Below are 22,430 nucleotides of genomic sequence, written 5' to 3' on the forward strand. Positions count from 1 at the left end.
TGCCAAGAACGGCCGCCCTCAGGCGGCGCGCACCGTGGTGAGGAACTTACCAACCTCGAGCTTGAGGCGATTGCTGTCGCCGGACAGCGACTGCGCCGCCGAAAGCACCTGCGACGACGCCGAGCCGGTCTCGCTCGCGCCGCGTTGCACGTCGGTGATGTTGGACGACACTTGATGGGTGCCTTCCGCCGCCTGCTGCACGTTGCGGGAGATTTCCTGCGTCGCGGCGCCCTGCTCTTCGACGGCAGCCGCGATGGTCGAGGAGATTTCCGACAGCTTCTCGATGGTGTCGCTGATGTCCCTGATGGCACCGACCGAATGCTCGGTCGCGGCCTGGATGCTGGCGATCTGCTGGCCGATCTCGCCGGTCGCCTTGGCGGTCTGCTCGGCGAGCGCCTTGACTTCGGAGGCGACCACGGCAAAACCGCGGCCCGCTTCGCCGGCGCGCGCGGCCTCGATCGTGGCGTTGAGCGCCAGCAGGTTGGTCTGGCCGGCGATGGTGTTGATCAGCTCGACGACGTCGCCGATCCGCGTCGCCGCCTTCGACAGCTCGCTGACGCGCTCGGTGGTGGTGCGGGCCTGGCCGACGGCTTCGCTCGCCACGCGCGCGGATTCCTGCACCTGCCGGCTGATCTCGGTGATCGACGACGACAGCTCTTCCGTTGCCGACGCCACCGACTGCACGTTGGTGGAGGCCTCTTCTGAGGCTGCCGCGACCACGGTGGTGAGCTGCTGCGTGCGCTCCGCGGTCGAGGTGAGCGTGGTGGCGGATGCTTCAAGCTCGGTGGAAGCCGATGACACCGTACCGACGATCTCGCCGACGGCGCCTTCGAAGCTGTCGGCGAGCCTGCGCATCTCGGACTTGCGCTGCTCGGCTGCGAGCTGATCCTGCCGCGACTTGGCTTCCGCGTCCTCCCGCGCCTTCTGTTCGGACACAACCTTGAATTTCTCGACGGCACCGGCGACTTCGCCGACCTCGTCCTTGCGGCCGAGGCCAGGCAGCACCACGGAGAAATCGCCGCCGGCGAGCTTCTCCATCGCCGCAGTCAATGCGCGCATGGGCCGCGCGATGCTGAAGACGGAGAAGATGCATGCACCGATCAGAACCAGCGCGACCAGCAGACCGGTGATGAACGAGGTCCGCGCCACCGACGCCGCCTCTGCTTCGGCCTCAGCGCGGGCTTCGGCGCTCTTCTGCTTCGCAAAATTGGTGATCTCGTTGGTCAGCTCCGAGATCTCTTCGTTGATCGGCGCCAGCGTTTCCTTGCGGATGCGGTCGATATCGGACACCAGCTTTGCGTACTGCGCCGCCGCTTCGCCGTCCTTCTTGCCTTCGAGCGCGAGCTCCTGCTTGCGGATCGTTTCGATTTGCTGCTCGCCCTTCTGGTAGTTGCCGATCAGCACAGTCAAACGGTCGATTCGTTTATGGTTCTCCGGCGAGTGCGACAGCTTCGTCATCTCGCCCGAGAACTTCAGTGCCGCCGTCAGGCGATCATTGAAATAGGTGGCGGCCTTCTGCATTTCGGCCGACGAGGATGATGTCAGGATGTCGCGAATGCCGATCTGCATCCCACGCACCGAGGCTTTCGCTTCTGCAGCGTTCTGCGCGACCGCCTGCTGCGCCGATGCGGCATTGCTGAGCTTCTGAACCTCGGCGCCGCCGCTCATCTGGAGGACGATCATCAGCGCGACGAGCCCGATGGTCAGTGCGGACGTGATCGCGAGCTTGGTGCCAATTCGCAGGTTCTGAATGAACATCATCGAAGCAATCCCCGGATACGCATTGCCGCGCCGACGCGCGCGAACAGTCCGGGAAGGCTAACCGCGAGGTTGCTCATTAACGTTAAGCGTGGCCGCGGCAGCCTAGGTAGAAATACTGAATTGATGCTTAAACTACTGCAGTCGCGCACTTTTCGCGTGCAACGAAATGGATCTCGCGGATTTGCATGCGCCGGCGTCCGTTAACGGTTGCCCGTTCGCGGTCATCAGCACACGGTCTCACCGACCAGGCTGACGCGGAAGACCGGCTTCTTGTTCTCGTCGAGCAGCTCCATGCTCCACTTCGCATTCGGCTTCAGGTTGCGCGCGATGCTGCCGAGCAGGTTGGCGCAGACCTCGCTCATCTCGGCCCAGGCGGCGGCGCGATCGTCGAACTCGTACGGCTGGTCGGCGGCGCCGGAATAACAACCGGTACTGATGCGGAAGAAATACAGCGACATCGTAGAACCCTTGCGCCCCCCGGCCCTGCGCAAACTGGGACGCGAGTCGCTACCAAGGCATGAAAGCCGCCGTCCGTATGACTACGGCGCGGCGGCTTGGCGATAGATGAATATCTTCAACGACAGGATGCGCGGGCGTCCCGCGCAGCCAGCTCACTGGGTCGAGCGGCGCAGTTCCAGCGGAGCCTCGATCTTGGGGGGCTCGGATTTGGCTTCGGACTTCACCGGCTCGAGCCGGCTGCTCTCGACCCGCGGGGTCTCGATGCGCGCGGCGACTTCAGTGTTGGACGCCGCGACCGAACCGGTGCGCTCCGAAGAGCGCAGCGAGCGCGGACGCGCCGTCGCGCGGGCCATCAGCATCTGATTGCCGCCCTGGTGGTGGAAGTCGCAATAGGCGAAGCCCATGCCCGACACCGAGCCGCGGAAGCTGCGATCGTCGGTCTTTTCCAGGTTGAAGCAGGGCTCGAACGGAATGCCCTTGATCGAGGCGCAGACGTTCTGCCCGCGGATCTGGAGCGTGTTGCCGGGCAGGCGGAGATGCTTCACCGGGCCAGCGCCCGAGAACTGCACCGCGCCGGCGGCGCCGAGGTCGTCCAGGATGCGGCCTGCGCCGCGGGTGCCGTCGAAACAGGTGAAGGCGAACACCTTGCCCGCCACGAAGCGGCGCGCCTCATCGGCGTTCATGCTTCCTGCAATGGCCGGCGCAAACGTCGCTGCCGCCGTGACAGCCCCCAACACTATACGCGCAAGCATGCTCAACTCCGAACCAACCCCAGCGCGGGCAATGCCTTATCTCTTTACCCGCTGCTTACCATACTAACCAAGGCAACATTGAAGCAGCTTGGTTGGTAAAGTCTGAACGCCGTTAGACAATTTTTACCACGATGCGGCCGCGGACCTGACCGGCCAGGATTTTCGCGCCCCATTCCGAAACTTCCTCGAGCGGAATTTCATGAGTAATTTCAGATAGTTTTGTCCGATCCAGATCCGAGGCCAGACGCTGCCAGGCGGCTTTCCGCGGCTCGATCGGGCACATCACGGAATCGATGCCGAGAAGGCACACCGCGCGCAAAATGAAGGGTGCGACAGAAGACGGCAGGTCCATGCCGGCCGCCAGGCCGCACGCCGCGATCGCGCCGCCATACTTCGTCATCGACAGGAGATTCGCGAGCGTGGTCGAGCCGACGCTGTCCACCCCGCCCGCCCAGCGCTCCTTGGCAAGGGGCTTGGCCGCCGCCGACAATTCATTGCGGTCGATGATCTCGGCAGCACCGATGTCCTTCAAATAGTCGGCTTCCGAGGCGCGGCCGGTCGAGGCGATGACGTGATAGCCGAGCTTCGACAGCACGGCGGTGGCGACCGAGCCGACGCCGCCGGCGGCGCCCGTGACCACGACGGGGCCGCTCTTCGGCGACAGACCGTGCTTCTCCAGCGCCAGCACCGACAGCATCGCGGTGAAGCCGGCGGTACCGATCGCCATGGCGTCACGGGCCGACAGGCCCTGCGGCAAGGCGACCAGCCAGTCGCCCTTCACCCGTGCCTTCTCGGCATAGGCGCCGAGATGGGTCTCGCCCATGCCCCAGCCGGTGCAGACGACCTTGTCGCCCGCCTTCCATTGCGGATGGGAGGAAGTTTCAACCGTGCCGGCGAAATCGATGCCGGCGATCATCGGGAAGCGGCGCACCACCGGCGCCTTGCCTGTCAGCGCGAGGCCGTCCTTGTAGTTCAGCGTCGACCATTCGACGCGGACGGTGACGTCGCCATCCATCAGCTCGGCTTCGTCGAACTGCGTGAGCTGCGCGGCGGTGCCCTTGTCCGCCTTGTCGATCCGGATCGCCTTGAATGTGGCCACGGCTGAACTCCCTAACTTGTTGGTCGGGGATGTTTAGCCGATCAGGCAGGCTGCGCAACCGCTCGCTGAACCGGTTTCTCCACGATCGGAAGATTGATCAGCGCGGAGAGCACGCCGAACAGGATCGAGAGCCACCAGATCGGCGTGTAGGAACCGAAACGCTCGAACACGATGCCGCCGAGCCAGACGCCGAGGAAGCCGCCGACCTGATGGCTGACGAAGGCGAAGCCATAGAGTGTCGCAAGCCAGCGCGTGCCGAACATCAGCGCCACCAGCGCCGAGGTCGGCGGCACGGTCGACAGCCAGGTCAGACCGGAAACCGCACCGAACGCGATCGCCGAGAACGGCGTGATCGGGAACGAGATGAAGGCGAGCGTCGCAAGCGCACGCGTGAAATAGATGGTCGAGAGGATGTAGCGCTTCGGCAGCGAGTTCTGGAGATAGCCGACGCTGAGCGATCCCATGATGTTGAACAGGCCGATCGCCGCGATCACCCAGCCGCCGGTTTGCGTCGAGATGCCGCGATCGACCAGGAACGCCGGCAGATGCACGGTGATGAAGGCGAGCTGGAAGCCGCAGGTGAAGAAGCCGAGCACCAGCAGCACATAGGAGCGATGGCCGAAGGCTTCGGCGAGCGCTTTCGTGAAGGTCTGCTCATCCGCTGGCGTCGCATTGGTCGTGGTTGCGACCGGCGGCGTCGACAGCGCCAGCGACAGCGGGATGATCAACAGCATCAGGAAGCCGAACACGGTGAGCGCCTGCTGCCAGCCGAAATTATCGATCAGCGCCACGCCGATGGGCGCGAACAGGAACTGGCCGAACGAGCCCGCCGCGGTGCCGGCGCCGAGCGCAAGGCCACGCTTCTCGGCCGGCAAGAGCTTGGCGAACGCCGACAGGACCAGGTTGAACGAGCAGCCGGCGAGACCGAAGCCGACCATGACGCCCGCGCCGAGATTCAAGGACAGCGGCGTCGAGGAGTAGCGCATCAACAGCAGGCCGCCGGCATAGAGCAGAGCGCCGACGCACATCACCCGGAACAGGCCGAAGCGATCGGCGACGGCGCCGGCAAAGGGCTGGCCCAATCCCCACAGCAGGTTCTGCACGGCGATGGCGAGGCCGAACACGTCGCGGCCCCAGGCGAATTCGTGGCTCATCGGCTGCACGAAAAAGCCCAGCGCCGAACGCGGGCCGAAACCGAGCATGCCGATCGCACAGCCGCAGAGAATGATGATCGCCGGGGTGCGCCAGGAGGAGGAACGCGAGACCGGACCGAGCTCGCCCGCTTGAGTGGACATGGTGTTCCTCGTCAGTCGCTGGCGGATCCGGAATAGGCAACCGCTAATCAGGCATTTAATGCAGATGCATGAAAATCCCAAGCCAAAAATGATTGCGTTCTATGAAGGGCTGCCGCCGGAGCATTGCGTTTCAACACGGCCTGCCCTGATGCACCGGGCTGCGATTTGACGGGAATGTGTGCGGCTGGGGCTAGCGGCGTGCTCGGGCGCGTGTTATCTTTGATTTACTCAGATTGAGTATATGTGAGAACCGCACCGGCCCTCTCGGCCGGATTTCTCAGGCTCTATATATACTCACATAGAGCATAATTAGCTTGGGAGGCTTCGATGCCTATCACTGGAATTTACGGCCCCGACGACTTTGCCAACCGGCCGCAGGGCCAAGTCCCCATCCCTCCTCGCGCCATACCAGCGCGAACCGGCCCCACGCTGCCGATGCCCTCGCTGGAATGGACTGCGGAAGTCGAGCGGGCCACTGCGCCGCTCTACGAGCGCGTGAAGCATGTGATCCCCCCGATCGAGTGGCCGCTGATGGCGCCGACGATCAAGGCGATCAACGAGCTGAAGCAGGCCCGGGGCGCCGTGATCCTCGCGCACAACTATCAGTCGCCGGAAATCTTTCATTGCGTCGCCGACATCGGCGGCGACTCGCTTCAGCTCGCGGTCGAAGCGACCAAGGTGAAGGCCGACATCATCGTGCAATGCGGCGTGCACTTCATGGCGGAGACGTCAAAGCTGCTCAACCCGGACAAGACGGTATTGATCCCGGACGCGCGCGCCGGCTGCTCGCTCGCGGACAGCATCACGGGCGCGGACGTTCGCCTGCTCCGCGAAAAATTTCCCGGCGTGCCTGTCGTCGCCTATGTCAACACGTCGGCGGAAGTGAAGGCCGAGGTCGACATCTGCTGCACTTCGTCGAACGCAGTGCAAGTGGTCGAGAGCCTGAACGCGCCGAGCGTGATCTTCCTGCCCGATCGCTATCTCGCCACTTACGTGGCCTCGAAGACCGACGTGAAAATCATCGCCTGGAAGGGCGCCTGCGAGGTGCACGAGCGTTTTACGGGCGACGAGCTGCGCGCCTATCGCGAGGCCGACCCGTCCGTGCAGATCATCGCGCATCCCGAATGCCCGCCGGACGTGCTGGCGGAAGCCGACTTCACCGGCTCGACCGCGCACATGATCAACTGGGTGCGCGAGCGGCGACCGCGGCGGCTCGTCATGATCACGGAATGCTCGATGGCCGACAATGTCCGCGCCGAGCTGCCTGATGTGGAGATGCTCCGCCCCTGCAATCTCTGCCCGCACATGAAGCGCATCACGCTCGCCAACATTCTGGACAGCCTGCTCACGCTTGGCGAGCAGGTCACGATCGATCCCGCGCTCGCGGAACGCGCGCGGCGCTCGGTCGAGCGCATGATCAATCTGAAGAATTGAGCACAGAACATGCAAGACAACATCCACAACCTCACCCGCACCACCGACGACGTCGTCATCGTCGGCGGCGGCCTTGCCGGACTCTTTTGCGCGCTCAAGCTTGCGCCGCGGCCGGTGACGCTGATCTCGGCCGCGCCGCTCGGCCAGGGCGCGTCGTCCGCATGGGCCCAAGGCGGCATCGCTGCAGCCGTTGCCGAAGGCGATACGCCGGAGGCGCACGCCGCCGACACGATCGCCGTCGGCGGCGAGATCGTCGACGAAGCGATTGCGCTCGGGATCGCGCGCGAGGCCGCCCCGCGCATCCGCGACCTGCTGGCCTATGGCGTGCCCTTCGACCGCGACCTCGAAGGCAGGCTCGCTGTCGGCCGCGAGGCCGCGCATTCGGCGCGGCGCATCGTGCATGTGCGCGGCGACGGCGCGGGTGCCGCGATCATCGCGGCGTTAAGCGACGCCGTGCGCCGCACGCCCTCGATCCACCTGATCGAAGGCTTTGTCGCCGAAGCGCTGCTGACCGAGGGCGGCGCCGTCACCGGCCTTCAATTGCGCGAGGCCGGCAATTGGGCAGCACCGCCGGTCCTGCTCGCCTCTCGTGCGGTGGTGCTGGCGACCGGCGGCATCGGCCATCTCTATGCCGTCACGACCAACCCAACCGAGGCCAGCGGCTCCGGCCTTGCGATCGCAGCACGCGCCGGCGCCGCGATCGCCGATCCCGAGTTCGTGCAGTTCCATCCGACCGCCATCATGGTCGGGCGCGATCCAGCGCCGCTTGCGACCGAAGCGCTGCGCGGCGAAGGGGCGACGCTGATCAACGGCGATGGCGCGCGCTTCATGCTCGCGCATCATCCGCTCGCCGAGCTCGCGCCGCGCGACATCGTGGCGCGCGGTGTATTCGCCGAGATCGCGGCCGGGCGCGGGGCTTTCCTCGATGCGCGGGAGGCGCTCGGTGCGCGCTTCGCCGAAAAATTTCCGACCGTATATGCGAGCTGCATCGCCGCCGGCATCGATGCCGCCACGCAGGCCATCCCGATCGCGCCGGCCGCGCACTACCATATGGGCGGCATTACGGTCGACGAGCGCGGCCGCAGCTCGATCGACGGGCTCTGGGCCGGGGGCGAAGTGTCGTCCACCGGCGCGCATGGCGCCAACCGGCTCGCTTCGAATTCACTGCTGGAGGCCGTGGTCTATGCGGCCCGCATCGCTGACGACATCGCCGGCCGGGCCATCCGCTCGCCTGCCCGGCTTCCCGATGCGCCGGCGATACCGCGTGGCGGCGCGCCGGATGCTGCGGCCGTGACGCGGCTGCGGGCAATGATGAGCACGCATGTCGGTGTGATCCGCAACAATGATGGACTTGCCGAGGCCGTACGCAGTTTTGCATCGCTCGAGCGCGAGGCAACGAACATCGCTGTCCGCAACATGGCAACGACGGCCCTGCTCGTCGCAGCCGCAGCATGGACCCGGCGCGAGAGCCGCGGCGCACATTTCCGCGCGGATCATCCGGCGGATGTCCCCGCCCTGGCACGGAGAACGATGACGACGCTCGCGGCGGCACACGAGGTGGCCGATGGCCTCACCGATCGTCCGCTGCCCCGCACCGCCCAACCCATGATCGCCTGAAGGAAGCCCCATGATGACCCCGACCTCCCTGCTCTATCCCGACGCCTTCTTGTCGCCGCTCGCGATCGACGAGGCCGTGCAGCGCGCGCTCGACGAGGATCTCGGCCGCGCCGGCGATATCACCTCGCTCGCCACGATCCCGGAGGCAACCAAGGCCCAAGCCGTCCTGGTTGCGCGCCAGTCCGGCGTGATCGCCGGTCTTCCGCTGGCGCTGGCGACTCTGCAAAAACTATCGCCCGATATCGAGGTGCGCCCGCAGGTCCGCGATGCCGCACGGGTTGCCCGCGGCCAGCACGTGCTGACGATCTCCGGTCCTGCGCGCGCCGTTCTCACGGCGGAGCGGACCGCGCTGAACTTCGTCGGCCGCCTGTCGGGCGTCGCGACGCTCACGGCCGACTATGTTGCACGGACCGAAGGCACCAAGATGCGCATCTGCTGCACCCGGAAAACCACGCCGGGGTTGCGGGCGCTTGAGAAATACGCCGTGCGCTGCGGCGGCGGCTTCAACCACCGCTTCGGGCTCGACGATGCGATCCTGATCAAGGACAACCACATCGCCGTCGCCGGCGGCATCCGCCCGGTGCTGGAGCGCGCCCGCGCCCATGCCGGTCACCTCGTCAAGATCGAGATCGAGGTCGATACGCTCGCGCAATTGCGCGAGGTGCTCGGCAGCGGGCTCGCCGATGCCGTGCTGCTCGACAACATGGACCTTGCGACGCTGCGCGAGGCCGTCAGGCTCAACGAGGGGCGCCTCAAGCTGGAGGCATCCGGCGGCGTCACGCTAGACTCGATCGCGGCCATCGCGGCGACGGGCGTCGACTACGCCTCATCCGGCGCGCTGACGCATTCCGCCCCGAACTTCGACTGCGCGCTGGATATCGAGGCGTAACCCACACCGTCATGGCCGGGCTCGTCCCGGCCATCCACGCCTCGCCTCGCAACACAAAGAACGTGGATGCCCGGGACAAGCCCGGGCATGACGAACTTCTGTGAATGATTACCTTCGCTCGCTCACACCCATCTCGGCAGAACTCTTGGCTTCCTGGGCGAGCTCGGCGGAAAGTGCCGCGGTCTGGGCCGGGGTGCCCCAGCTCGGTTCCTCGCTGCCGTCGCCCCAGGCGCGCGGGCGATAGAAGGTGTGGACGCCGGTCTTGTACATCTTCTTCATCTCGGCGACCCAGGACGGTCGCACCCAATAGGCGTGGTAGTGCGTGGACTTGCCCACTTCAGGCAGCCAGATCTGGCCGTCGAGCATCGCCTTCGAAATCTTTTTCGCGCGTTCCCACATCTCGGGCTCGCGGATGACGTCGGCATTGTTGTCGCAGGCGAAAGTGAACTGACAGGCCAAATGGCGGTGCTTGTTCTGATAGACCGCGCCGCACACGGTGTCCGGATATTTGCCGGAGAAGACGCGGTTCATCACGACTTGCGCAACTGCCATCTGGCCACGCACGGCCTCGCCGCGCGATTCAAAATAGACGGCTTCGGCAAGACACTTCTCGGACTTTGCGCGCGACTTGTCGTCGAGCGCGAGCCGCTCGGCCGGTGATCTGGCACGCTGGTTGTCGGCATTGACCTCGCCCTTCGGCGCGACGCTCTCGCCGCTTTCGATGTCCTTGGCGATATCGGCCGACGGCGGCGACAGCGAGGCCGTCACCTTCATATCGGGGTCGGGCATCACGATCAGCGGCTCGGCGCCGGGTTGCCAGCTCTCGATGCTCTCGAGATTACCGCCGAGCGAGGAGCTGCCGAAGAACAGGTTCGAGGTCTTGACGCGGAAGGGATCGCGCGGCGGTGCCTCCGGAAGGGTCGCCTGCTTCAGCGCCTCGAGCGGCTGCACCGCGAACGCGCGCGCTGCGTCACTGGCCTGTGGCGGATTGGCATATTGCGGCAGCGGCGGCGCGCGCAGCGCTTCCTGAAGCTCGGGATCGAGCGCGGCCGCGGACTCCGGCGACATGATTTGCGGCAACGCGGCGGTCTTGGCGCCGAACACCGAGCTGTTCGATGTCGCGGGATCTTGCTGTGCCGGCGCGGTCGTCTCGGGAGCCTGCGTGGGTGTGACGCTTGCGAGGCGATCGCCCTTCATGGAGCGATCGACCTTGGGAAAATCGGCGGCCTGGTAGCGCGGCGGCACCTGAAGCGCGGGATTGCGGCTGATCGCGCCGGTGACGTCGCGACCATCGAGGCTCGCGAGGCGAACCATCGTGCTCTGCGGAAGCGACGTGCCGATCGGGCGAGAAAAGCTGTAGGTGGCGAGCTGGATCGAGGACGCGGCGGAAAACACCTGCTTCTGCCAGCGCTCGGCGACGCCGGGCTGACGCGCCAGCAACGACGCGATATCCTGATAGCCGGTCTCTCTCGGCATCAATGCGAAGATGCAGAGACCGATTCCGAAGGACGCGAACCGCGCGCCCTTCGGATGGTTACGCAACACTGACATCGACACGCTCACGCTACGCTTACGCCAGAAAAATCGAACCGCAGTACGTCCGTACAATTCGATCTTTATCGTCAGTATCCAATTTAGGTTGCCGGGGCGTTAATCGGCGTTGCGCGTGCGGCACACTCAAGCGATTGCAGGTGTTTTCACGGGCAATGATGCACGTTGGTAAACGCCGCCTCTCGTAAAGCGGTAAATATTCGGTCAACGCGAATGGTGAACGAACCGTTGCGCGGGCGTATCATTACGGGACGCGTGTGAGTTCCCGGTGTTGCACAAAGTGCTTCCACGCCACCACAGCTGTCATGCCCCGCGAAGGCGGGGCATCCAGTACGCCGCAGCTTTTCGATTCAATCACAACCGTCACGGAGTACTGGATCGCCCGCCTTCGCGGGCGATGACACTGTGTGTGTGGCGGGTTGCGCATGCAACACACTTATCATCACGCAAAATGAAAGAGGCGGAGCCTCTGGCCCCGCCTCTTCGCATTCACCACTTCAACGCGTCGCTTACGCCTGGCTCGCCACGGCCTTGCCGAGCGCGGCCTGCGCCGCTGCGAGACGGGCAATCGGCACGCGGTAGGGCGAGCAGGAGACGTAGTCGAGGCCGATGTTATGGCAGAACGCAACGGAGGCGGGATCGCCGCCGTGCTCGCCGCAGATGCCGACCTTGAGCGAAGTGCGCGTCTTGCGGCCGCGCGCGACGCCGATCTTGACGAGCTCGCCGACGCCTTCCTGGTCGAGCGCGACGAAGGGATCGACCGACAGGATGCCCTTCGTCACGTAGGGACCGAGGAAGCTCGCCGCGTCGTCGCGGCTGATGCCGTAGGTGGTCTGCGTGAGGTCGTTGGTGCCGAACGAGAAGAACTCGGCGCTCTCCGCGATCTCGGCTGCGAGCAGGCAGGCGCGCGGCAGTTCGATCATGGTGCCGACCTGGTAGGCGATCTTGGTGTTGGTATCGCGCATCACCGCCTTCGCGGTGGCGTCGATGCGCGCCTTGACGAGGTCGAGCTCCATCTTGGTGGCGATCAGCGGCACCATCACCTCGAGGCCGACGGACTTGCCGGTACGCTTCTCGGCCTCGACGGCGGCTTCGAAGATCGCGCGCGCCTGCATCTCGGCGATCTCCGGATAGGCGATCGCGATGCGGCAGCCGCGGAACCCGAGCATCGGATTGAACTCCGAGAGCTCGCGCGCGCGGTCGGCCAGGCGCCGCGGATCGGTGTTCATGGCACGCGCCACTTCCTCGACCTCGGCATGGGTGTGCGGCAGGAACTCGTGCAGCGGCGGGTCGAGCAGGCGGATCGTGACGGGCAGGCCCTTCATGATCTCGAACAGCTCGACGAAGTCGGCGCGCTGCATCGGCAGCAGCTTTGCGAGCGCGGCGCGGCGCGACTGCTCGTCCTCGGAGAGGATCATCTCGCGCACCGTGCGGATGCGCGTCTCCTCGAAGAACATGTGCTCGGTGCGGCACAGGCCGATACCTTCCGCGCCGAACTTGATCGCGGTGCGCGCGTCCTCCGGCGTATCGCCATTCACGCGCACGCCGATCTTGCGGACCTGGTCAGCCCATTTCATCAGCGTGCCGAACTCGCCGGACAGCTCCGGCTCGATCATCGGCATGCGACCGGCGAGCACCTGGCCGAGCGAGCCGTCGATGGTGATGACGTCGCCGGTCTTGAAGGTGCGCGAGCCGATGCTCATGGTGCCGCGGCCGTAATCGACTCGGATGGTGCCGCAGCCGGAGACGCAGGGCTTGCCCATGCCACGCGCGACCACCGCAGCATGCGAGGTCATGCCGCCGCGGGTGGTCAGGATGCCTTCGGCGGCGTGCATGCCGTGGATGTCTTCCGGGCTGGTCTCGATGCGGACCAGGATCACCTTGCGCCCGTCGCCCTGGAGTTTGGCCGCCTCGTCCGAGGAGAACACGATCTCGCCGGAGGCCGCGCCGGGCGAGGCCGGCAGGCCGGTCGCGATCACGTCGCGCTTGGCGTCGGGATCGATGGTCGGATGCAGCAGCTGGTCGAGCGAGGCGGGATCGATCCGCGTCACCGCTTCCTTCTTGGTGATCAGGCCTTCATTGGCGAGCTCGACCGCGATGCGCAAGGCCGCCTTGGCAGTACGCTTGCCACCGCGGGTCTGGAGCATCCACAGCTTGCCCTGCTCGACCGTGAACTCCATGTCCTGCATGTCGCGGTAGTGCTTCTCAAGCAGCGTGTAGATCCGCGTCAGCTCCTTGAAGGCTTCCGGCATCGCCGCTTCCATCGACGCCTTGTCGGAACCGGATTCCTTGCGCGCTTCCTCGGTGATGTCCTGCGGTGTGCGGATGCCCGCCACCACGTCCTCGCCTTGCGCGTTGATCAGGAACTCGCCGTAGAGCTTGCTCTCGCCGGTCGAGGGGTTGCGCGTAAAGGCGACGCCGGTCGCAGACGTCTCGCCCATGTTGCCGAACACCATGGCCTGCACATTGACCGCGGTTCCCCAGGATTCCGGAATGTCGTGCAGCTTGCGATAGGTCACCGCGCGCGCGTTCATCCAGGATGAAAACACCGCGCCGATCGCGCCCCAGAGCTGGTCGTGCGGATCCTGCGGGAAATCCTTGCCGGTCTCGCGCGCGACCGCGTCCTTGTACTTGCCGACGAGATCGACCCAGTCCTCGGCCGACAGATCTGTGTCGAGCGTGTAGCCCTGGCTGTCCTTGAAGGTGTCGAGGATTTCCTCGAAGTGATGATGCTCGAAGCCGAGCACCACGTCCGAATACATGGTGATGAAGCGACGATAGCTGTCATAGGCGAAGCGACGGTCGCCCGACAGTTCCGACAGCGCTTCCACGGTCTCGTCGTTGAGGCCGAGATTGAGCACGGTGTCCATCATGCCCGGCATCGAGGCGCGCGCACCGGAGCGCACGGAGACGAGCAGCGGGTTCCTGGAATCGCCGAACACCTTGCCGGTCAACTTGCCGACATAGTCGAGCGCCTTCTCAACCTGCGACTGCAATTCCTTCGGATAGGACTTGTCGTGCGCATAGAAGTACGTGCAGACCGAGGTCGGGATGGTGAAACCCGGAGGCACCGGCAGGCCGAGATTGGCCATCTCGGCGAGGTTGGCGCCCTTGCCGCCAAGCAGGTCGCGCATCTCCGTCCGGCCTTCGGCCTTGCCGTCGCCGAAGGTGAACACCCATTTCCCGGCCTTGGCCGCGGCTGGCGCCGCCTTGGCGGGCGCGGCCTTTTTGGGGGCGGGCTTCACGGCAACCTTCGGCGCGGCCGCCTTGGTCGCAGCCTTCGCTGCGGGCTTCGCAGCCGGCTTTGGAGCGGACTTTGCAGCCGTCTTTACAGCTGTCTTGGCGACCGGTTTCGGGGCGCTCTTCAAGGTGCTCTTGGCGAGCGCCTTGCGAGCCGCCGGCGCGGCTTTCGCCGCGGCAGATGACTTTGATTTCGCTGGAGTTTTATTGGGCTTCGAGGCGGCTTTGGCCATAGCTTGCACACAACCTGCGAGAGGAAAGGGAAATCGCGCGCCTTACACCACTTTGGGCAGGCCCGCGCAAGTCGAAGAGTTCCGGAAAATGAAGGCCTAGAGATGGAGCCACTTCAACAATCCGAGTCCGATCGCACCATTTATGATGAGAAAGATCGCGACGATCAGGTTGAGAAGGCGCGGCATGATCAGGATGAGCACGCCCGCAAGCAGCGACAGAAGCGGCGAGATATGGGCGACGGTGATGTGCATGAATTGTCTTTCCGTAGCGTGAGGCGAATCGCAGCCGGATCATAGCGGACCGGGTTCCGCGGGTAGAGACGCACCAGCGCCGCGGGGGTTCCGGGCTTCGCGAAATCTGCCCGAAAATGCCCCGAATGCGGCAGGGCATTTTCCGGAACATCGTCCGCGTCGCAGCATTGGCAACCGGTCGCGCCACTGGCGCTTCCCGAAAACCTTCTCGAAGGAGTTGTCCATGCGGAACAGGATTCTTGCTCTTGCAGCGCTCGCGGCCGCGATTGGCTCGCCCGTCGCGGCGCAGGCGCAAAGCGGTGTCACGGTGGGACGCGCGCCCGTCGTGGTCGACAGCAGCCCGACGATTGCGGTCGAACAGCGGCCGGCCTTTCGCGAATATGTCGTCGAGCAACGTGTGCCGGCCTTCCGTGTCCCGGATCGCGTGGTGGTCGGGAGCACGTTACCCGAAACCGGCATCACCTATTATGACGTGCCGCAGCGTTTCGGCGCCACCACCTATCGCTACACCGTCGTGAACGGCGAAACCGTGCTGGTCGAGCCGCGCTCGCGGCGCATCGTCGAGGTGATGGACTAAATTCTTATTGAACGCGTTTTCTTCACGCGAACCGGTATCCACTTCGCTTGAAAACGCGGTCGTTCAACTCGATGTCCGGCGCGTCACTTCAATCAGGCTGGCGCGAGCAGTATAAATCGGACATCAGGCCCTGCCCGGTTTCCCCCCGCCGGGCGGGGCTTTTTTGTGCTTCGTCATTCCGGGGCGCGCCACTTGGCGCGAGCCCGGAATGACAGCGGTGTTTGCCGCGCGACCGAGTCTCAATCCTGGATCTTCGAGAAATCTGCCACCGCACGCGTCGCACTGCGGATCTCGTTGAGCAGCTTCAACCTGTTCTCGCGCACCTTCGCATCGTCGTCGTTGACGCGAACCTTGTCGAAGAACGCATCGACCGGCGGACGCAGCTTTGCCATCGCGCTCATCGCAGCCGCAAAGTCTTCCCTGGCGACGGCGGCGCTGGCTTCCGTCTTCACCTCGCCAATCGCCTTTGCCAGTGCCTTCTCTTCATTGAGGCTGTAGAGCGTAGCATCCGGCGCGCCGTCGAACGCGCGTTTGTCCTTCTTCTCCTCGATCGAGAGAATGTTGCTGGCGCGCTTGGTGCCGGCGAGCAAATTCTTGCCGTCGTCGGATTCGAGGAATTTTCCGAGCGCCTCGACGCGGCGGACGATCATGAGAAGATCGTCCTGGCCGCCGAGGGCAAACACGGCATCGACGAGATCGTGACGCGCGCCCTGCTCGCGGAGCTGGACCTTGAGGCGGTCGGCGAAGAAGGCGAGGAGATCGCTTGGAAGCTTCTCCGCATCGGCCGACTTCACGGACAAGCCGGCGAGTGCGGACGCCGCCACCTTCACGAGCGACAGACGCAGGTTGTTCTCAGCGATCAGCCGGATCACGCCCAGCGCCGCACGCCGCAGCGCATACGGGTCCTTGCTGCCCGTCGGCTTCTCGTCGATGGCCCAGAACCCGACGAGCGTATCGAGCTTATCGGCGAGCGCGACCGCCACGCTGACCGGATCGGTCGGCACGCGATCGGTCGGGCCTTGCGGCTTGTAGTGCTCCTCGCAAGCGGCAGCGACGGACGCATTCTCGCCCTGCGCCAGCGCGTAATACTTGCCCATCAGGCCCTGCACTTCAGGGAACTCGCCGACGACTTCGGTCAACAAGTCCGCTTTCGCCAGATGCGCGGCGCGCTTGGCCTTCGCGACATCGGCGCCAACGAGCGGCGCGATCTCGGCGGCAAGGCGTTCGATGCGCTTGATGCGCGCGGCCTGCGTGCCGAGTTTCTCGTGGAACACGATCTGCTCGAACTTCGGCAGCCGATCCTCGAGCTTCGTCTTCAGGTCCGTCTCGTAGAAGAACTTCGCATCCGACAGGCGCGGACGGATCACGCGCTCGTTGCCGGATACGATGACCTTGCCGCCGTCGGCCGCCTCGATATTGGCGGTGAGGACGAACTTGTTGGTCAGCTTGCCCGTCTTGGAATCCCTGACGACGAAGCACTTCTGGTTGTTGCGGATGGTGGCGCGGATCACCTCTTCCGGGATCGCGAGATATTCCGGCTCGAATGATCCCATCATGACGACAGGCCATTCGACCAAGCCGGATACCTCATCCAGCAGCACCTGATCCTCGACCAGTTCGAACCCTTGCGCGAACGTCAACTCCTTGGCGTCGGCGAAGATGATGTCCTTGCGCGCCTGCGGATCGAGGATGACTTTTGCCGCCTTCAGCTTCGCCTCATAGTCCTCGAAACGGCGCACGGAAATCGCAGCCGGCGCCATGAAGCGATGGCCGTAGGTGGTCTGGCCGGTCTCGATGCCGTCGACCGAGAATTTCACGACATCGGGCTCTTCCGTCTCGGGCCCAAAGGTCGCGGTGATCGCGTGCAGCGGACGCACCCAGCTCAGCGAGCCCGGCTTGCCCGAGCGCGAGCCCCAGCGCATCGATTTCGGCCAGGGGAAGGTGCGGATGATGACGGGCAGAATTTCCGCGAGCACGTCGATCGCGTCGCGGCCGGGCTTCTCGATCAGCGCGATGTAAAAATCGCCCTTGGGGTCGCGCTGGATCTTGGCCTCATCCAGCGACTGCAAACCCGTCGCTTTCAGAAAACCCTGAACCGCCGCATCGGCCGCGCCGATCTTGGGGCCGCGGCGCTCGGTCTTCAGATCGGGCTGGCGCGTAGGGATTCCGTGCACGGTCAGCGCAAGGCGGCGCGGCGTCGCGAACGCTTTGGCGCCCTCATAGACGAGGCCTTCCGCGACGAGCTTGTCGGTGACCATGCGGCGCAGATCGTCGGCCGCCTTGGCCTGCATGCGCGCGGGGATTTCTTCCGAGAAGAGTTCAAGCAAAAGATCGGGCATCAGGCCGCTCCGCCCGCTTCAGTATGGATCCAGGCCTCGCCGCAGGCCTTGGCCAGCTCGCGCACCCGAAGAATGTAGCTCTGCCGCTCGGTCACGGAGATCACGCCGCGCGCATCGAGCAGGTTGAAGACGTGGCTCGCCTTGATGCACTGGTCGTAGGCCGGCAGCGCCATCAGATGCGCCTCGCGCTTGCCGTCCTTCCAGCCTGCCTCCAGGTACTTTCTGCACGCAGCCTCGGCCATCTTGAACTGCTCGAACAGCATCGCGGTGTCGGCAACTTCAAAATTGTGCTTCGAGTATTCCCGCTCCGCTTGCAGGAACACATCGCCATACGTCACCTTGGCGGCGCCCTCGCGGCCATTAAAATTGAGGTCGTAGACGCGGTCGACGCCCTGCACGTACATCGCCAGGCGCTCGAGACCGTAAGTGAGCTCGCCCGCAACCGGCGCGCATTCGAAGCCTGCGACCTGCTGGAAATAGGTGAACTGGCTGACTTCCATACCGTCGCACCAGCACTCCCAGCCGAGTCCCCAGGCGCCGAGCGTCGGGCTCTCCCAGTCGTCCTCGACAAAGCGGATGTCGTGCACGGCGGAATCGATGCCGATCGCGGCGAGCGACTTCAGGTACAGCTCCTGAAGGTTCGGCGGCGACGGCTTCATGATCACCTGGAACTGGTAGTAGTGCTGCATCCGGTTCGGATTCTCGCCGTAGCGGCCGTCCTTGGGCCGGCGCGAGGGCTGCACATAGGCGGCGTTCCAGGGCTTCGGCCCGAGCGCGCGGAGCGTCGTCGCCGGATGGAAGGTGCCCGCGCCCATCTCCATGTCGTAGGGCTGCAGAATCACGCAGCCCTGCTCGGCCCAGAACCGCTGGAGCGCGAGGATGAAGCCCTGGAACGAGCGTTCCGGGCGCATATGGGCGGGCAATGAGGCGTCCATCGTCAGATCAGGCTCTCGCGGGGGGTTTGAATCGCGCGGGACCGTATCGACGGCGGGGATGGGAATCAAGGCAAAGGGGGCGGATTCGGGCCGATCAGCCCCTCACCCCGAACGGTGCGGTGGGGTGGGCAAAGCGAAGCGTGCCCACCATCGTCACCACAGTTACAAAGGGAATGGTGGGCACAGCGCATGAGCGCCTTTGCCCACCCTACGGCAGCGCGGCCTAGCCGGGCCGATACGCTCCGGTCACGGGGTCACGTTTCAGCTTCTGAATTTCCCCGGCATGGGCGGCCTCGGCGACGCGCGACAGGCGCATCTCCTCCAGCTCCTGGTTGATCCGGACGGCGGTCTTGTAGGCCCAGCGGACCACGGCAAGCCCGCCCAGGACGCCTGCGAAAGCGACGAACGGCGGCATCTGTCGATCCTTGTTGAGTGCTCAGCCCCCACGCACATTGTTGCGCAGACCAGGCCGCCCCGCAATTGGCTCGGCTTGAATCCCCTTGGACCAAATGGCGCGGCAGCGCGCGCCCTAGAACCCGAATTTCGCCCAAATCGCCCGCGTCTCGACCGCCGAGATCAGCTCGTCCGGCAGACCGGCCATTGATTCCATGGCCGAAAGCTGCCCCGCACCGGCCGATTTCCGCCCCAAAAAGCCCGAGAGCAAACCGGTTGGCTGCGCAATCACGGGGGTGAGAACCTTCTCACCATAGCGGGCACGAAGAGTTGAGCGGAGATCGCCGATCCCGTCGGCGAGCCCCAGCGCGATCGAACTCTCGCCGGCCCAGTATTCGCCGGTGAACAAGGTGTCGTCGGCGCCCTTCAGCCGCGCGCCGCGGCTCTCCTTCACCAGCGCGATGAAGATCTGGTGGATCTCGCGCTGGAGCGCCTTCAGCTTGGCGACATCGTCGGGGTTTTCCGGGAGGAACGGGTCGAGCATCGCCTTGTGCGAGCCGGCCGTGTAGAGCCGCCGCTCGATGCCGAGCCGCTTGATCGCCTCCTGGAAACCAAAGCTGCCGCCGACCACGCCGATCGAGCCGAGGATGGAGGACGGATCGCATATGATCTCGTCGCCGGCGCAGGCGATCATGTAGCCGCCGGACGCAGCGACATCCTCGACGAACACCAGCACCGGCAGCTTCTTCTCTGCCGCGAGCTGCTTGATGCGCAGATAGATCTGGCGCGACTGCACCGGCGAGCCGCCGGGCGAATTGATCACCAGCGCCACGGCCTTGGCGTTCCGATACGAAAACGCCCGCTCCAGCACCCGCGCGACGCCCGCAAGCGTCATGCCCGGGCGCAGCGGCGTCACCGCACCGATCACACCGGACAGCCGCACCACCGGCACCACCGCCGTGCCGGGTCGGAAGCGCGCCGGCAGGTATTGCATGAGCTTGTCGGCCAGGCCGGAACCCTCACGATCGTTCAATTGTTCGGCCATGCCGTTACCTCTGATTAACCATTTCTTATCACGCGACTGTCATTGGAAGTGCCCGGAACGTGTTTTGCAGATTTGCCGTTGGGAAGCTGCAATGGGGCAGCGGAGAACACCATGAAAATCTATCTGCTGATGCTGCTGGTCGGAGCACTGTTCATGGCGATCCGCCTGACGACCCCGCAAGAGCAGCAGTCGGAATCGCTTCCGCAGTAAGCCGTCACGGCTCCGCCAGCGGCAAGGGCGCCCTCCCTTCCAGAATCTCCGTCACCTGATTTTCAGGCACGCGTGACTCATCGTTGAGCATGAGGCCCGGCAGCAGTCGCGTCGGAGCCCGACCGCCTTTGACTGCGCGCACCAGCACGCGGATCGCGGGCCGTCTCGCCTCGCCATGAACCGGCAGGATCGACAGGCTGCCGAAGCCGCGTGACAGCGCTGCCATGACCTCTGCGATCCCATCTGCACGCCAGATCAGGGTCAGCGCGCCATTCGATCGGAGGATGCGCCGCGCCGCGTGCACCCAGCTATTCAGCGTCTCGCCGGTCGCGACATGCGCGGTCTGGCGCATCTGATCGGGCGAGCCGCGATGGCGTGCGGGGTCGTTGAAGGGCGGGTTCATCAGCACGGCGTCGACGCTGTCAGGCGCGAGGCCATTTGCCGCAAATGCCTGCGCGTCGGCCGTGACGTCGAGCACGATCGTCTCCGCGGTAATTCCATTCGCTGCCGCATTGGCGCGCGCGAGCTCCGCCAGTTCCGGATCGATCTCGACCAGGCTCAGCCCGATACCGGCGACGCGCCGGCCGAGCGCCAGCCCGGCCGCGCCGATGCCGGCGCCGAGATCGACCACGCGGTCGCCCGCCCGCGCTTCCGTCGCCGCCGCAAGCAGGATGGCGTCATGCCCGGCGCGGTGGCCGGACCGCTTCTGCCTCAGCCGCAATTGCCCGCCGAGAAAGGCGTCCTCGGTGAAGTCTGTGACGACGTCAATCATCGCCGCGCAGTTCATGGCTGAGGCCGGCCTCGGTGAGGAGCTCCCTGGCCTCCTGGGCGTCATCCTCATGGACCAGGATCCGCCGCGGCAGGATGCCCAGCGAGCCCTCGATAATGCTCATGTTCTGGTCCAGCACCAGATGATGGATGTTGGCGCCGTCGAGCAGCGCGCCGATCGCCGACACCAGCACCATATCGTTGGTTCGAACCAGTTCACGCAAAACGCAGGTCTCCTGCCTGAAAGGGGCTAAAGCGGCAAATGTCAATGGTTCCGCGGCACTTGCCGCATCCGCTGCCAGTTTCTATTGTCTTTCCATCAGAATAGCCCTTCCGGGGCAAATATTGGAGACCGGCGTGGCCGTCATCGTACCTTTCGAAACTCCCGGCGCGTCGATCGAAGAGCTGGTTGCCCTTGTCGCCGGTGACATGGAGCGCGTCAACGCCACGATCCTGTCGCGGACCGGTTCGGACGTGACCATGATCCCGGAGGTCGCCAACCATCTGATCTCCTCCGGCGGCAAGCGCCTGCGGCCGATGCTGACGCTCGCCATGGCCAACCTCGCCGGCTACGCCGGCGACGGCCACATCAAGCTCGCCGCTTCCGTCGAGTTCATGCACACCGCCACCCTGCTCCACGACGACGTCGTCGACGAGAGCGAGATGCGCCGCGGCAAGCTCTCGGCCCGCATGCTCTGGGGCAATGAGGCGAGCGTGCTGGTCGGCGACTTCCTGCTCGGCCAGGCCTTCCGCATGATGGTCGAGGTCGGCTCGCTCCGCGCGCTCGACATCCTCTCCGCGGCCGCCGCCACCATCGCCGAGGGCGAGGTGATGCAGCTTGCCGCCGCCAAGAATACCGCCACAACCGAGGATGAATATCTCGCCGTGATCCGCGGCAAGACCGCCGAGCTGTTCGCGGCGGCCTGCGAGGTCGGCCCCGTCATCGCCAACCGCCCGAAGGCGGAGCAGACCGCCTGCCGCTCGGTCGGCATGAATCTCGGCATCGCCTTCCAGCTCGTCGACGACGTGCTCGACTATGGCGGCAAGAGCGCCAAGCTCGGCAAGAACACCGGCGACGATTTCCGCGAGGGCAAGATCACCCTGCCGGTCGTGCTCGCCTTCCGCCGCGGCAACGACACCGAGCGCGCCTTCTGGATCCGCGCGCTCGAGCGCGGCGAGATCGGCGACACCGACCTGGATCACGCCATCGGCCTGATGAACAAGCACCGCGCACTGGAAGATACGCTCAGCCGCGCCCAGCACTACGGCGCCATGGCCGTCGACGCGCTGGCGCTGTTCCCGTCCTCGCCGATGAAGAGCGCGCTCGAGCAGGTCGTGGCGTTCTGCCTGGCGCGGTCGCACTGAGCGAAACGGCTTAGCGCTCCGCTTCCGCACCACTATCAGCCCCGTCATCCTGCGGCACTCGCGTAGCGAGCCAAGGATGAACGGCCCGGATGCATCCGGGCCGTCGCCCTTCGAGGCCCCCGCTACGCTCCGGCGCCTCAGCGACTGTGTTCTTCGTCAAGCGGGTTGCCATTGTTTTTGGTCCCTGAGCATGGCGTTGAGGATGGTGAGGACTTT

19 protein-coding genes are annotated in these 22,430 nt (G+C 65.1%); 5 read left to right on the forward strand and 14 right to left on the reverse strand.

The features are described from left to right. Positions 1-18: 18 nt before the first annotated feature. From JQ627_RS37570 to JQ627_RS37590, 5 genes are all read right to left on the reverse strand, one after another. Positions 19-1,761 carry a methyl-accepting chemotaxis protein gene (locus tag JQ627_RS37570; RefSeq protein WP_212489364.1) on the reverse strand — a complete coding sequence of 581 codons (1,743 nt, stop codon included), beginning with the start codon at positions 1,759-1,761 and terminating at the stop codon, positions 19-21. 224 nt (positions 1,762-1,985) lie between these two features. Beyond that, complete coding sequence (locus JQ627_RS37575; protein WP_212489365.1) at positions 1,986-2,219, reverse strand: DUF6894 family protein; 234 nt, start codon at positions 2,217-2,219, stop codon at positions 1,986-1,988. Between the two features lie 153 nt (positions 2,220-2,372). Further along, positions 2,373-2,972: a hypothetical protein gene (locus JQ627_RS37580; protein WP_212489366.1), complete on the reverse strand. Its 600-nt coding sequence runs from the start codon at positions 2,970-2,972 to the stop codon at positions 2,373-2,375. A 112-nt stretch (positions 2,973-3,084) separates the two neighbouring features. Next, entirely contained in the window at positions 3,085-4,071 is a 987-nt protein-coding gene (locus tag JQ627_RS37585; protein ID WP_212489367.1) for an MDR family oxidoreductase, read from the reverse strand. Between the two features lie 41 nt (positions 4,072-4,112). Continuing rightward, entirely contained in the window at positions 4,113-5,366 is a 1,254-nt protein-coding gene (locus JQ627_RS37590) for an MFS transporter (protein WP_212489368.1), read from the reverse strand. 327 nt (positions 5,367-5,693) lie between these two features. On the opposite strand from JQ627_RS37590, the gene nadA reads away from it, so the two are divergent. Genes nadA through nadC form a run of 3 tightly spaced genes read left to right on the forward strand, consistent with a single transcriptional unit; the run spans position 5,694 to position 9,306 of the window. Further along, positions 5,694-6,800: a quinolinate synthase NadA gene (gene nadA, locus JQ627_RS37595; RefSeq protein WP_212489369.1), complete on the forward strand. Its 1,107-nt coding sequence runs from the start codon at positions 5,694-5,696 to the stop codon at positions 6,798-6,800. A gap of 9 nt (positions 6,801-6,809) precedes the next feature. After that, on the forward strand, positions 6,810-8,417 hold the full coding sequence (locus JQ627_RS37600) for an L-aspartate oxidase (protein ID WP_212489370.1): 1,608 nt from the start codon (positions 6,810-6,812) through the stop codon (positions 8,415-8,417). A 10-nt stretch (positions 8,418-8,427) separates the two neighbouring features. Then, on the forward strand, positions 8,428-9,306 hold the full coding sequence (gene nadC / locus JQ627_RS37605; RefSeq protein ID WP_212489371.1) for a carboxylating nicotinate-nucleotide diphosphorylase: 879 nt from the start codon (positions 8,428-8,430) through the stop codon (positions 9,304-9,306). A gap of 108 nt (positions 9,307-9,414) precedes the next feature. On the opposite strand, the gene JQ627_RS37610 is transcribed toward nadC, so the two are convergent. From JQ627_RS37610 to JQ627_RS37620, 3 genes are all read right to left on the reverse strand, one after another. Then, on the reverse strand, positions 9,415-10,857 hold the full coding sequence (locus JQ627_RS37610; RefSeq protein WP_212489372.1) for a cell wall hydrolase: 1,443 nt from the start codon (positions 10,855-10,857) through the stop codon (positions 9,415-9,417). Positions 10,858-11,366: 509 nt separating this feature from the next. Beyond that, on the reverse strand, positions 11,367-14,330 hold the full coding sequence (gene ppdK / locus JQ627_RS37615; protein ID WP_212489373.1) for a pyruvate, phosphate dikinase: 2,964 nt from the start codon (positions 14,328-14,330) through the stop codon (positions 11,367-11,369). Positions 14,331-14,426: 96 nt separating this feature from the next. Next, positions 14,427-14,582 (reverse strand): DUF3096 domain-containing protein, encoded by a 156-nt coding sequence (locus JQ627_RS37620; RefSeq protein WP_014497329.1) that lies wholly within the window; start codon positions 14,580-14,582, stop codon positions 14,427-14,429. Between the two features lie 223 nt (positions 14,583-14,805). Here JQ627_RS37620 and JQ627_RS37625 point away from each other — a divergent pair, with 223 nt between their 5' ends. Beyond that, entirely contained in the window at positions 14,806-15,159 is a 354-nt protein-coding gene (locus JQ627_RS37625) for a DUF1236 domain-containing protein (protein WP_212489374.1), read from the forward strand. 239 nt (positions 15,160-15,398) lie between these two features. On the opposite strand, the gene glyS is transcribed toward JQ627_RS37625, so the two are convergent. The 6 genes from glyS to JQ627_RS37655 form a co-directional block, all read right to left on the reverse strand. Then, a complete protein-coding gene (gene glyS, locus JQ627_RS37630) occupies positions 15,399-17,498 on the reverse strand; it encodes a glycine--tRNA ligase subunit beta (protein WP_212489375.1) in 2,100 nt (699 codons plus the stop codon). Beyond that, the gene (locus JQ627_RS37635) at positions 17,498-18,433 is read right to left on the reverse strand and encodes a glycine--tRNA ligase subunit alpha (RefSeq protein ID WP_212489376.1); all 936 of its coding nucleotides are present in this window, start codon (positions 18,431-18,433) and stop codon (positions 17,498-17,500) included. The genes glyS and JQ627_RS37635 overlap by 1 nt, the downstream gene beginning before the upstream one ends. Before the next feature lie 223 nt (positions 18,434-18,656). Then, the gene (locus JQ627_RS37640; RefSeq protein ID WP_212489377.1) at positions 18,657-18,848 is read right to left on the reverse strand and encodes a hypothetical protein; all 192 of its coding nucleotides are present in this window, start codon (positions 18,846-18,848) and stop codon (positions 18,657-18,659) included. 114 nt (positions 18,849-18,962) lie between these two features. Next, a complete protein-coding gene (locus tag JQ627_RS37645) occupies positions 18,963-19,871 on the reverse strand; it encodes a S49 family peptidase (protein ID WP_212489378.1) in 909 nt (302 codons plus the stop codon). A 214-nt stretch (positions 19,872-20,085) separates the two neighbouring features. After that, positions 20,086-20,853 carry a tRNA1(Val) (adenine(37)-N6)-methyltransferase gene (locus tag JQ627_RS37650; RefSeq protein WP_212489379.1) on the reverse strand — a complete coding sequence of 256 codons (768 nt, stop codon included), beginning with the start codon at positions 20,851-20,853 and terminating at the stop codon, positions 20,086-20,088. Further along, positions 20,846-21,073 carry a DUF2007 domain-containing protein gene (locus tag JQ627_RS37655; RefSeq protein ID WP_014497336.1) on the reverse strand — a complete coding sequence of 76 codons (228 nt, stop codon included), beginning with the start codon at positions 21,071-21,073 and terminating at the stop codon, positions 20,846-20,848. The genes JQ627_RS37650 and JQ627_RS37655 overlap by 8 nt, the downstream gene beginning before the upstream one ends. Positions 21,074-21,206: 133 nt before the next feature. Here JQ627_RS37655 and JQ627_RS37660 point away from each other — a divergent pair, with 133 nt between their 5' ends. Next, positions 21,207-22,214 carry a polyprenyl synthetase family protein gene (locus tag JQ627_RS37660; protein ID WP_212489380.1) on the forward strand — a complete coding sequence of 336 codons (1,008 nt, stop codon included), beginning with the start codon at positions 21,207-21,209 and terminating at the stop codon, positions 22,212-22,214. Positions 22,215-22,430: the final 216 nt, after the last annotated feature.

The sequence above is a fragment of the Bradyrhizobium liaoningense genome (assembly GCF_018130785.1).
GTDB lineage: Bacteria > Pseudomonadota > Alphaproteobacteria > Rhizobiales > Xanthobacteraceae > Bradyrhizobium > Bradyrhizobium liaoningense_A.